Consider the following 10,999-nt stretch of genomic DNA (forward strand, 5'->3'; position numbering starts at 1 on the left):
GGGGATCAGATCCCCAGGTCCTTGATGATCTTGGCGACGTGGCCGGTGGCGCGGACGTTGTAGAGGGCGCGTTCGACGGTGCCCTGTTCGTCGATGACGAACGTGGAGCGGATGACGCCCATGTACGTCTTGCCGTAGTTCTTCTTCTCGCCGTAGGCGCCGTAGGCCTCGGTGACCTTCTTGTCGGGGTCGGCGAGGAGGGTGACCTTGAGGGATTCCTTCTCGCGGAACCTGGCCAGCTTCTCGGGGGCGTCCGGGGAGATGCCGATGACGTCGTAGCCGGCGCCGGCCAGCAGGTCGAGGTTGTCGGTGAAGTCGCAGGCCTGCTTGGTGCAGCCGGGGGTGAGGGCCGCGGGGTAGAAGTAGACGATGACCTTGCGGCCCTTGTGGTCCGCGAGGGAGACCTCGTTCCCGTCGGCGTCGGGGAGGGTGAAGGCGGGGGCCACGTCCCCCTGCTGGAGTCGCTCGCTCATCGGACCAGCGTAACCGGGGGGCCTTGCGGTGCGGCGCGGGCAGGAGCTGACAAACTGTTCGGAACAGCAACAGCTCAATCCCGGCAGACTTCGGAGGCCGTACGGTGGCGGACACGGCGGACACCAGAACCCCGGCGCAGATCGAGGCGGACATCAGGCGCCGCCGCGAAGTGCTGGCGGAGACCCTCGACGAGATCGGGGTGCGGGTGCACCCGAAGACGATCATCGGGGACGCGAAGGCCAAGGCCGTCGCCAATATCGATCACACCATGGGCCGCGCGTATGTGCAGGTCAACCGAGTGGTGAGCGATGTCAGAGCGCAGTTCTCGGACGAGTACGGCCGGCTGCGTCTGGAGCGGGTCGTGCCGGTGGCGCTCGTCGTGGTCGGGGTCGGGGGCCTGTTCGCCCTGTCCCGGCGGCGCGGGCGCTGACGGCGACGGCCACCCGGACGACGACGGGCGCGTCGAAGGCAGGTAGGTTCGAGGCGTGAGCGCCAACAGAAACCAGCAGAGCACCCCGCAGCACGACAAGCTGCCCATCCGGATGCTGCACGACCGGGTGCTGGTCAAGCAGGAGACCGGTGAGGGCGAGCGGCGGTCCGGGGGCGGCATTCTGATTCCCGCGACGGCGGCGGTCGGGCGCCGGCTGGCGTGGGCCGAGGTCGTCGCGGTGGGTCAGAACGTACGGACCGTGGAGCCCGGTGACCGGGTGCTGTTCGACCCGGAGGACCGGGCCGAGGTCGAGGTGCGCGGCGTGGCGTACGTGCTGATGCGCGAGCGTGATCTGCACGCCGTGGCCGCGGATCGGTTCGAGGGGTCGCAGGACTCCACCGGGCTGTATCTGTGAGGCCGTAGCAGCCGACGCGTGACGAAGGCGAGAAGGGCTGGTGACCATGGTCACCAGCCCTTCTCGTCGTGTGTTTGCTAGCTTCGAAGGTGAGCCCGACGAGACGCGCCGTACCGGGATGCAGGCAAAGACGACGCACCGCTGGAGAAACGTCGTTCGTCCCGGAGGTGCCGTCGTGGCGTGGGTTCTGCTTGTCGTGGCCGGTCTGCTGGAGGTCGGCTGGTCGGTCGGCATGAAGTACAGCGAGGGTTTCACCCGGCCGGTGCCCAGTGTGCTCACCGGCGCGGGGATCGTCGCGAGCATGGTGCTGCTGTCGTACGCGGCGCGGACGCTGCCGATCGGTACGGCCTACGGGGTGTGGGTCGGGATCGGCGCGGCCGGTGCGGCGGTGCTCGGCATGGTGGTGTTCGGTGAGCCGGTCACCGCCGCCCGGATCTTCTTCGTGTGTCTGCTGCTGGTCGCCGTCGTGGGACTGAAGGCGACCGGCAGCCACTGAGTCCGGCTCAGAGGCCGGTGCCGGTGCCGCCCGGACTGCTGCCCGTGCCGGTGCCGTCCCCTCCTCCGCCGCCGGTGGCCGTCCCGCCGCCGGGGGTGCCGCCGCCCGGTGCGCCGCCGGTGCCGGGGTCGCCGCCGGCCCCGGTGCCGCCGGTGGCCGTGTCGCCCGCGGTGGTGCCGCCGTCGGTGGCCGGGGTGCCGCCGGTGGCGGTGTCACCGCCGGTCGCCGCGCCGCCGTCGGTGGGGGTGCCGGTGGTGCCGCCGTCGGTGGGGGTGCCGCTGGGGGTGCCGCTCGGGGTGCCGGTGCCGCCGTTGTCCTGGCCGTCGGTGCCGGTGGACTGGCTCGGGTCGCCCGGGCCGGGCGGCTGCGGCTGGTCGGCGCCGGGCTGGAGCTGGAGGTCGAAGCTCGCGACCGCGCTGTTCTGCAGGGCGTCGTGGGTGTACTGGGCCCAGATCTGGGTGGGCGGGCCGCCACCGTTCATGCGGGCCTGGCCGAGGGCGCCGTACAGCGGCATGTGCTTGGCGGTCACCGGGTCCTGGCCCATCACGGAGACGACCGTGGCGAGGTCCGGGGTGTAGCCGGCGAACCAGGCGGCGGTGTCGTTCTCGGCGGTACCGGTCTTGCCGGCGGCCGGGCGGCCCGCGGCCTTGGCGGCGGTGGCGGTGCCGCCCTCGACCACGCTCCGCAGCATCGAGGTGGTGGTGTCGGCGGCGGCCCGGCTGACGACCTGCTTGTCCGGCTGGTCGGGCAGCGTGACGTCGTCGGTGCCGTTCCGGGTGACCTTCTTGACCAGGGTGTACGTGCCGTGCTTGCCGTGGTTGGCGAGCGTGGCGTAGGCCTCCGCCATGTCCAGGACGCTGGCGGTGGCGGTGCCGAGCGCGATGGAGGGGTACGGCTGGAGGTCCGGGGTGTCCGAGGGGATGCCCAGGTCGATCGCGGTCTGCTTGACCTTGGAGGGGCCGACGTCGACCGCCATCTGCGCGTACACCGCGTTCACCGAGAGGTCGGTGGCCTTGGTGACGGTGATCTGGCCGTAGGACTTCTGGTCCTCGTTCTGCGGGGCGTAGCCGCCGCCGCTCCAGCCCTGGACGGGGCGCTCGTTGGTGCCGTCGTACGGGGTGTTCGGGGTGATGCGGCGGCCGTCCTGGGTGGTGGAGCCGTTCTGCACCGCGGAGGTGAAGACGAAGGGCTTGAAGGTGGAGCCCACCTGGAAGTCGCCGCGGGTGGCGCCGTTGGTGTACTGCTGCACGTAGTCGATGCCGCCGTACATGGCGACGACCTGGCCGGTCTTGGGGTCGACGGAGGCGCCGCCGGCCCGGACGTAGCTGTCGACCTTGTTGTTCTTCTTGTCGAGCTTGGAGACGAGCTGGTCGTTGACGGCCTTGACGAAGGCGTCCTGGCGGGACTTCTGGATGGTGGTGGTGATGCGGTAGCCGCCGGCCGCGAGCTGGTCGGCGTCGATGATGTTGTTGCTGGTCAGGTACTGCTTGACCGCCTCGACGAGGTAGCCGCGCTGGCCGGACAGGCCGGTGGAGGTCGTCTGCTCCTTGGGCATCGGGAACTTCATGCCGGCGCGCTCGGACGGGCTGAGCCAGCCCTGCTTGACCATGCCGTCCAGGACGTAGTTCCAGCGGGCGACGGCGGCGGACTTGTTCTCGGGGTGGGCGACGACGTCGTACTCGCTGGGCGCGTTGACGAGCGCGGCGAGGTAGGCGGCGCGGGCCGGGTCGAGGTCCTTGGCGTCGCGGCCGTAGTAGGCCTGGGCGGCGGCCTGGATGCCGTAGGCGTTGCGGCCGAAGTAGCTGGTGTTGAGGTAGCCCTCGAGGATGTCGTCCTTGGACTTGTTCCGGTCGAGCTTGATCGAGATGATGAATTCCTTGGCCTTGCGGGTGACCGTCTGTTCCTGGGCCAGGTAGTAGTTCTTCACGTACTGCTGGGTGATCGTGGAGCCGGACTGCTTGCCCTTGCCGGTCGCGGTGTTCCAGGCGGCGCGGATCATCGCCTTGGGGTCGACGGCGGACTCGGTGTAGAAGTCCCGGTCCTCGGCGGCCAGTACGGCGTGCTGGGCGGCCTTGGAGACCTGGGCGAGGGAGACGTTCTCGCGGTTGATCTCGCCGTCGCGGGCCAGCTGGGAGCCGTCGGCGTAGAGGTAGACGTTGCCCTGCTTGGTGGCGAGGGCGTTGGCGGGCGGGATGTTGACGAGCGAGTAGCCGACGAAGAACAGGCCGACGATCGCGAGCACGGCGACGACGAAGGTGCCGAGCACCATCCGCCAGGTCGGCAGGAGCCGTCGCCAGCCGGTGCGCTTGGGCCGCTTGGGCTTCTTGCCCTTGCCCTTCCCCTTGTCCGCGGGGCCGGCGTCGTCCGGGGCGGCGGCGAGTGCGGTGGTCTCGGCCTCGGGCGCGTGGGCGGTCCGCTGGGGTCCGGTGCCGGTACGGGAGTCGGCGGCGCCGGGACGTCCAGGGCCGCCGGGGGTGGCGGCGGAGCCCGCGGCCGCGGCGCCCGCGGCTCCGGCGGCCGCGGCTCCGGCGGCCGCCTTTCCAGTGGCTGCGGCGGCTGAGCCCGCGGCACCCGCGGCGCCTGCCGCCGCCGCGCCCGCCGCGCCCGCCGCTCGGGCGGAGCGGCCGGGGCCGCCCGGACGGGTGCCGGTGGTGTGGGTGGTGGGGCCGGTCGCCTCGGACCCGCTCGCGGGGTTCGCCTTGGCGGGGCCGCCCGGCTCGCCCTTGCGCGGGGCGCCGACGCGCCGGAGCACCTGGGTGGTCTCGGGCGGCTGCGCCCCCTGGCCGGGCTCGCCGGACTCCTTGGGCTCCCGGGGCGGGGTGATCCGGCGCAGCACCTGGGTGCTCTCGGCCGACTGCGGCTTCTCGGGCGCGCGGGCGCCGGGCACCTGCGGCTTCTCGGTTCCGCCGCGGCCGTCGGTGCCCTCCTGCGCGGAGGCCGAGGTCGCGCCGGTGTCCGTACGGGCGTCCCGGGCGGCCTGCCGGGCACGGGCCATGGAGGCCGTACGGTCCTGGGGCGCGGGCACGGAACGGCGAGCGCCGTTCTCCGCGCCGCCCTCGGCGCCCGGCTCACCGTCGGCCCCCTGCTCCTTCCGCGAGGCCCCGGCCGCACGGGCGTCCCGGTCCGCGGCGGCGCGCACGGCGTTTTCGGTGGTCGCGGGGTTGCCGGGGTTTCCGGCCGTCCGGGCGCTCCGGGCCTCCCCGGCGCTCCCGGCGTTCGCGGCATCCCCGGCGTCCCCGGCGCCGCGGTCGCTCCCGGCGCCCCGGGACTCCCGGTCGGCCCGGACGTCGGCGGCGCCGTCGGCCTTCCCCGGTCCGTCGACGCGCTCACCACGCCCGGCGCCCTCGGCGCGCCCGGCACGCTCGGCCCGCCCCTCGGGCCGGTCGCCGTCCGTGAACCGGTCGGTGCGTCCGGCCCCACCGGGGTTCTCGGGCCGTCGGGTGGCGGACCGCCCCTGCCCGGTCCGGTCCGTTCCCGCGGGCCGGTCGGCGCGCCGGGGCTCCTCGGTGTCCTTGCTCCGGCTGGCCCTCTCGGTGCCCTCCGGGGTGTCGGGGGTGGCCCCCGGGGTCCCTGGCCCCTCAGCCGGCAGCGGCTTCTTCGGTGCCACGCCTTCCTTCGGCTGCTGCGGCTGTGGCTCGTCGCTCATGTCGTGCACGGACTCCTGTTTCGCGTCGTACGTTCCCGTACGCCTCGTACGCCTTGCCCCCCGTTTTGAAGACTCTCGCACCTGGCGTTCCGTTCCCGGATTCCGGCACGCTTCCGCACGGAAATGCGTGGCCGGCCGCCGGGCCTTGGGACTAGGCTCCTGCGCTTCGGTGTCGAGCGGTCCGAGGAGGTCGACCGGCGTGGGCGCGGGACGGTTGTACGCCACTGTCGCGTTGGGGGGATTCAGACGGTACGCGACCTACAGGGCCGCCACTGCGGCAGGGGTGTTCACCAATACGGTCTTCGGGCTGATTCTCGTCTACACCTACCGGGCGCTGTGGGATCTGAAGCCCCATCTGGGCGGGTATGACCAGGCTCAGGCCATCACCTACGTATGGCTGGGACAGGCCTTCCTGTCGACCCTCGCGATCAGCGGCGGGGGTGTCGAGGACGAACTGATGGAACGCATCCGTACGGGGGACGTGGCGATCGATCTGTACCGGCCCGCCGATCTCCAGCTGTGGTGGCTGGCCGCCGACCTGGGCCGGGCCTTCTTCCAGCTGCTGGGGCGGGGCGTGGTGCCGTTCGTGTTCGGCGCGCTGGTCTTCCCCGCGTACCTGCCGGCGGACGCGGGCAGGTGGGCGGCGTTCCTGGTCGCCGTGGTGCTGGCGATGCTGGTCGGTTTCGGGCTGCGCTACCTGGTGGCGCTGAGCGCGTTCTGGCTGCTGGACGGCACCGGCATGACCCAGATGACCTGGCTGCTCGGCTACTTCTGCTCGGGCATGCTGCTGCCGCTGAACGTGTTCCCGGGCGCGCTCGGCACGGTCGTGCGGGCCCTGCCCTGGTCCTCGCTGCTCCAGGCGCCGGCGGACATCCTGCTCGGACACGGGGACCCGCTGCGCACCTACCTGTTCCAGGGCGCGTGGGCGGTGGTGCTGCTCGGTGCCGGGCGGCTGCTCCAGTCGGCGGCGACGCGACGGGTGGTGGTGCAGGGTGGCTGAACGCGGGCGGCTCGCGGAGGGGGTGCGGGCGTACCGGCTGATCGCCGGGATGTGGATCAGGTCGACGATGGCGTACCGGGCGTCGTTCGCCATGACGACGTTCGGGAGCTTCGCGGCGACGTTCTTCGACTTCGTCGCGATCATGCTGATGTTCTCGCGGGTGGACGCCTTGGGCGGCTGGTCGCTGCCCGAAGTGGCGTTCCTGTACGGCCTGTCGGCGGTCTCCTTCGGCCTGGCGGACCTGGTGATCGGGTCGATGGACCGGCTGGGCCGGCGGCTGCGGGACGGCACGCTGGACACGCTGCTGGTGCGGCCCGCGCCGGTGCTGGCGCAGGTGGCGGCGGACCGGTTCGCGCTGCGGCGCCTGGGCCGGGTGACGCAGGGTTCGCTGGTGCTGGGCTGGGCGCTGAGCCGGCTGGACGTGGACTGGACGGCGGGGAAGCTGCTGCTGATGCCGCTGACGCTGCTGAGCGGCTGCGCGATCTTCTGCGCGGTGTTCGTGGCGGGGGCGGCGTTCCAGTTCGTGGCACAGGACGCGTCGGAGGTGCAGAACGCGTTCACGTACGGCGGTACGACGCTGTTGCAGTATCCGCCGACGGTGTTCGGGAAGGAGCTGGTGCGCGGGGTGACGTTCGTGCTGCCGCTGGCCTTCGTGAACTGGCTGCCCGCGTGCTACGTGCTGGGGCGGCCGTATCCGCTGGAGCTGCCGGGGTGGGTGGTGGGGGCGCCCCCGCTGGTGGCGGTGGTCTGCTGCGCGCCGGCCGGTCTGGCCTGGCGGGCGGGTCTTCGTTCGTACCGGAGCACAGGGAGTTAGCCATGGACGGCTTCATCACGCTGGACGAGGTGGAGAAGGTCTTCTCGGTGCGCCGGAAGACCGGGTTCCTCAGGCGGGAGCGGCAGGAGGTGCGGGCGGTGGACTCGCTGTCGTTCACCGTGGCGCGCGGCGAGATGGTGGGCTACATCGGGCCGAACGGCGCCGGGAAGTCGACCACGATCAAGATGCTGACCGGCATCCTGACGCCGAGCGGCGGGCGGCTGCGGGTGGCGGGCATCGATCCCTCGCGGGAGCGGTCGCGCCTCGCGCACCGCATCGGGGTGGTGTTCGGGCAGCGCACCACGCTGTGGTGGGACCTGCCGCTGATCGACTCCTACCGGCTGACGCACCGCATGTACCGCATCCCAAACGCCCGTTACCGGGAGAACCTGGACCGCCTGGTCGAACTGCTGGAACTGCGCACCCTGTTGGACACCCCGGTGCGGCAGCTGTCCCTGGGGCAGCGGATGCGCGGGGACATCGCGGCGGCGCTGCTGCACGATCCGGAGGTGCTGTACCTGGACGAGCCGACGATCGGCCTGGACGTGGTGTCGAAGGCCAAGGTGCGGGGCTTTCTGCGGGAGTTGAACGCGGCGCAGGGCACGACGGTGCTGCTGACCACCCATGACCTCCAGGACATCGAGCAGTTGTGCTCCCGGGTGATGGTGATCGACCACGGGCGGCTGATGTACGACGGTCCGCTCACCGGGCTGCACGAGGCCGGGGAGAGCGAGCGGACGCTGGTGGTGGACCTGGAGCGGGAGCTGCCGCCGGTCGAGGTGCCGTCGGCGCGGGTGGTGCGCGTCGAGGGGCCCCGGCAGTGGCTGGCGTTCCCGGCGGGGCAGTCGGCGGCGCCGGTGGTCGCGCGGCTGGCGGCCGAGTACCCGCTGGTGGACCTGTCGGTGCGGGAACCGGATATCGAGGCCGTCATCGCCAAGATGTACGCGGAGAGGGCGGTCTCGTAGGCTGCTGTCATGACCGACGACGCACGTGCGGACCTGCGCGCCTCCGACGCGGACCGGGACCGGGTCGCCGAGGTGCTGCGCGACGCCCTCGCCGAAGGGCGCCTGGACATGGGCGAGTTCGAGGAGCGCCTGGAGGCGGCTTACCGGGCGCGCACGTACGGGGAGCTGGCCCCGCTCACCCGGGATCTGCCCGCGGGCGCCCCGGTCACGCCGGTCTCCTTCGTCAAGCGGCCCGAGCCGGACGGCGGTTGGGCGTCCCGGATCGTCGGCGGGGAGGGTTCCTCGGCCGGCGGGGTGGCGATCCTGTCGGGTTTCGAGCGCAAGGGCCGCTGGACCATGCCCAGGCGCTTCACCTGCTTCACGTTCATGGGCGGCGGCGAGATCGATCTGCGCGAGGCGGACTTCGCCGACCGCGAGGTGGAGATCAATGTCGTGGCGGTCATGGGCGGGGTCCAGGTGATCGTGCCGCCGGGGGTCGAGGTCGTGGTGCGCGGCATCGGTGTGATGGGTGCCTTCGAGCATCCCCGGGAGGACGGGCCGCCGGAGCCGGGCGCGCCGCGGGTGGTCATCGGCGGGTTCGCCTTCTGGGGCGGGGTCGGTGTGGCCCGCAAGGTGACGCGGGCCGAGCGGCAGCGGCTGAAGGAGCAGCGCCGGCAGGAGCGGCTGGAGCGCCGGGAGAGCCGGCGCGAGCTGCCCCGGGCGTCGCGGGAGGACTGGCACGAGGCGCACCGGGACCGCCACGAGGAGCTGCGGGAGCGGCGCGAGGAATGGCGCGAGGAGTGGCGGGAGCGGCGCGAGGAGCGGCGCCGGCACCGGTGAGGAGCCGGGGACCGGGCGGGGCTACCTGGTGCACACCTTGGTCAGCTCGCCCGCCGCGTCCGTGACCGGTCCGACGTCCGGGGTGCGGTCGCCGTTCTTCAGTGCCGTGCGGATGCGGCCGACGGCCCGGTCGAGGTCGTCGACGGCCTTGTTGACGTCGGTGCTGTCCGTCGTGTCGCCGATCCTGCGCAGGTTGGCCTCGATGGAGTCGAGCGCGGAGTCGGCCCGCCCGGGGTCGTGCGCGGCGTCCTCGACGGCCTGCTGGAGGTCGGTGACGCTGTCGGCGATGGTGTCGGCGGTCTGCACGCAGTCCAGGGCCTTGCGCGCGGTGCCGCAGCCGGTGAGGGCGGTGGTGAGCGCGGCGGTCGCCACGGCGGTGGCGACGGCGGCGAGACGGCCTCGGCGTCGGCTGGCGCCCATGGTGGTGTTCACCCTCCCCTGATGTCCCCTGCTGCGGTACGGGTGCGCGGCGGCGGGCCGGGCACCCGTACCGGTAGGACGCGGGGAGGACGCCGCGGGTTGCCCGTCACCGGGCGAGCGTGGCCTCCAGGGCGGCGCGCTGGTGGGCGGCCAGGCTGTCGCAGCCGGCGACCGCGAGGTCGAGCAGGGCGTTCAGCTCGTCGCGGGCGAAGGGCTCGGCCTCGGCGGTGCCCTGGACCTCGACGAAGCGGCCGTCGCCGGTGCAGACGACGTTCATGTCGGTCTCGGCGCGCACGTCCTCCTCGTAGCACAGGTCGAGGAGGGGGACGCCGCCGACGATGCCGACGGAGACGGCGCTGACGGTGCCGGTGAGCGGCTGCCGCCCGGCCTTGATCAGCTTCTTGCCCTGGGCCCAGGCGACGGCGTCGGCGAGGGCGACGTAGGCGCCGGTGATGGCGGCGGTGCGGGTGCCGCCGTCGGCCTGGAGGACGTCGCAGTCGAGGACGACGGTGTTCTCGCCGAGTGCCTTGTAGTCGACGACGGCGCGCAGCGAGCGGCCGATGAGGCGGGAGATCTCGTGGGTGCGGCCGCCGATGCGGCCCTTGACGGACTCGCGGTCGCCGCGGGTGTTGGTGGCGCGGGGCAGCATGGCGTACTCCGCGGTGACCCAGCCCTCGCCGCTGCCCTTGCGCCAGCGCGGGACGCCCTCGGTGACGGAGGCGGTGCAGAGGACCCTGGTGTCGCCGAAGGAGACGAGGACGGAGCCCTCGGCGTGCTTGCTCCATCCCCGTTCGATGGTGACCGGGCGGAGCTGTTCGGGAGTACGGCCGTCGATGCGAGACATGGCATGGAGCCTATCCGCAGATGCGGAAGGGGCTCCTCCCGCGTCGGGAAGAGCCCCTGTCCGTGCGTCCCCGGGGACGTCACATCATGTCTTCGATCTCCGCGGCGATCGGGTCGGCGTCGGTGCCGATGACGACCTGCACGGCACTGCCCATCTTGACGACGCCGTGGGCGCCGGCGGCCTTCAGGGCGGCGTCGTCGACCAGCGAGGGGTCGGAGACCTCGGTGCGCAGCCGGGTGATGCAGCCCTCGATCTCCTCGATGTTGTCGATCCCGCCGAGGCCGGCGACGATCTTCTCAGCCTTGGTGGCCATGTTCCTTCTCCCTGATCCGAACCGCTTTGTCGCAGTAACCCACAGTTGGCCCATCTTCGCGAGCGGTCATGCCGTCCGTGCCGAATGATGGCGATCACGACAGCGGAACCGTCCGCCAACTGGTCTACACCAGCGGAGGGACGGGCGCCAAACCGCGTCCGAGTCGAGTGGCCGGAGGACGCCCATGGGCGAGGGGAGCGCGACCGGCGGCGGGGTGGGGAGGGCGGGCTGTGAGGGGGCGGGGCGCACCATGGTGGGCGCGGGGGGGCGGGGGGGCGGCGTGAGCCGGTGGCCCTCGAAGAGCGCCTGCAACCGGTTGGCCGGGCTGTCGGTCACGCTCATCATGTACTCCCCCTCGGTTGT

Annotated in this window: 12 protein-coding genes and 1 riboswitch; of the genes, 7 read left to right on the forward strand and 5 right to left on the reverse strand. The window is 72.5% G+C overall.

Translation table 11 applies throughout. The features are described from left to right. Nucleotides 1–5 precede the first annotated feature (5 nt). The gene (gene bcp, locus FRZ03_RS20995; RefSeq protein ID WP_146466701.1) at nucleotides 6–473 is read right to left on the reverse strand and encodes a thioredoxin-dependent thiol peroxidase; all 468 of its coding nucleotides are present in this window, start codon (nucleotides 471–473) and stop codon (nucleotides 6–8) included. Between the two features lie 104 nt (nucleotides 474–577). Here bcp and FRZ03_RS21000 point away from each other — a divergent pair, with 104 nt between their 5' ends. The 3 genes from FRZ03_RS21000 (at nucleotide 578) to FRZ03_RS21010 (ending at nucleotide 1,815) form a co-directional block, all read left to right on the forward strand. After that, entirely contained in the window at nucleotides 578–904 is a 327-nt protein-coding gene (locus FRZ03_RS21000; RefSeq protein ID WP_146466702.1) for a DUF3618 domain-containing protein, read from the forward strand. A 112-nt stretch (nucleotides 905–1,016) separates the two neighbouring features. Further along, the gene (locus FRZ03_RS21005) at nucleotides 1,017–1,319 is read left to right on the forward strand and encodes a GroES family chaperonin (RefSeq protein ID WP_398660823.1); all 303 of its coding nucleotides are present in this window, start codon (nucleotides 1,017–1,019) and stop codon (nucleotides 1,317–1,319) included. A 75-nt stretch (nucleotides 1,320–1,394) separates the two neighbouring features. Beyond that, a riboswitch (guanidine-III (ykkC-III) riboswitch) is annotated at nucleotides 1,395–1,459 on the forward strand. Between the two features lie 35 nt (nucleotides 1,460–1,494). Continuing rightward, complete coding sequence (locus tag FRZ03_RS21010; protein WP_146466704.1) at nucleotides 1,495–1,815, forward strand: DMT family transporter; 321 nt, start codon at nucleotides 1,495–1,497, stop codon at nucleotides 1,813–1,815. 7 nt (nucleotides 1,816–1,822) lie between these two features. On the opposite strand, the gene FRZ03_RS21015 is transcribed toward FRZ03_RS21010, so the two are convergent. Then, nucleotides 1,823–4,651, reverse strand: coding sequence for a transglycosylase domain-containing protein (locus tag FRZ03_RS21015; RefSeq protein ID WP_146466768.1), 2,829 nt, complete (start codon nucleotides 4,649–4,651; stop codon nucleotides 1,823–1,825). A 1,009-nt stretch (nucleotides 4,652–5,660) separates the two neighbouring features. Between FRZ03_RS21015 and FRZ03_RS21025 the strand changes: the two genes are divergently transcribed. From FRZ03_RS21025 to FRZ03_RS21040, 4 genes are read left to right on the forward strand one after another with little or no spacing between them, the layout of a single operon-like run. After that, complete coding sequence (locus FRZ03_RS21025; RefSeq protein WP_146466705.1) at nucleotides 5,661–6,461, forward strand: ABC transporter permease; 801 nt, start codon at nucleotides 5,661–5,663, stop codon at nucleotides 6,459–6,461. Between the two features lie 49 nt (nucleotides 6,462–6,510). Next, nucleotides 6,511–7,275, forward strand: coding sequence for an ABC transporter permease (locus FRZ03_RS21030; protein ID WP_146466769.1), 765 nt, complete (start codon nucleotides 6,511–6,513; stop codon nucleotides 7,273–7,275). A 2-nt stretch (nucleotides 7,276–7,277) separates the two neighbouring features. Then, the gene (locus FRZ03_RS21035) at nucleotides 7,278–8,240 is read left to right on the forward strand and encodes an ABC transporter ATP-binding protein (RefSeq protein WP_146466706.1); all 963 of its coding nucleotides are present in this window, start codon (nucleotides 7,278–7,280) and stop codon (nucleotides 8,238–8,240) included. A 9-nt stretch (nucleotides 8,241–8,249) separates the two neighbouring features. Further along, a complete protein-coding gene (locus tag FRZ03_RS21040) occupies nucleotides 8,250–9,059 on the forward strand; it encodes a DUF1707 SHOCT-like domain-containing protein (RefSeq protein ID WP_146466707.1) in 810 nt (269 codons plus the stop codon). 21 nt (nucleotides 9,060–9,080) lie between these two features. Here the strand turns inward: FRZ03_RS21040 and FRZ03_RS21045 are convergent, their stop codons facing one another. The 3 genes from FRZ03_RS21045 to FRZ03_RS21055 form a co-directional block, all read right to left on the reverse strand. Continuing rightward, nucleotides 9,081–9,479, reverse strand: a complete 399-nt coding sequence (locus FRZ03_RS21045) for a hypothetical protein (protein ID WP_146466708.1) — start codon at nucleotides 9,477–9,479, stop codon at nucleotides 9,081–9,083. Between the two features lie 106 nt (nucleotides 9,480–9,585). Further along, a complete protein-coding gene (gene rph, locus FRZ03_RS21050; protein ID WP_146466709.1) occupies nucleotides 9,586–10,323 on the reverse strand; it encodes a ribonuclease PH in 738 nt (245 codons plus the stop codon). 79 nt (nucleotides 10,324–10,402) lie between these two features. Further along, on the reverse strand, nucleotides 10,403–10,636 hold the full coding sequence (locus FRZ03_RS21055) for a PTS sugar transporter subunit IIB (RefSeq protein WP_070027295.1): 234 nt from the start codon (nucleotides 10,634–10,636) through the stop codon (nucleotides 10,403–10,405). Nucleotides 10,637–10,999: the final 363 nt, after the last annotated feature.

Origin of the sequence: Streptomyces misionensis (genome assembly GCF_007896895.1) — a bacterium.
Taxonomy (GTDB): Bacteria; Actinomycetota; Actinomycetes; order Streptomycetales; family Streptomycetaceae; genus Streptomyces; species Streptomyces misionensis_A.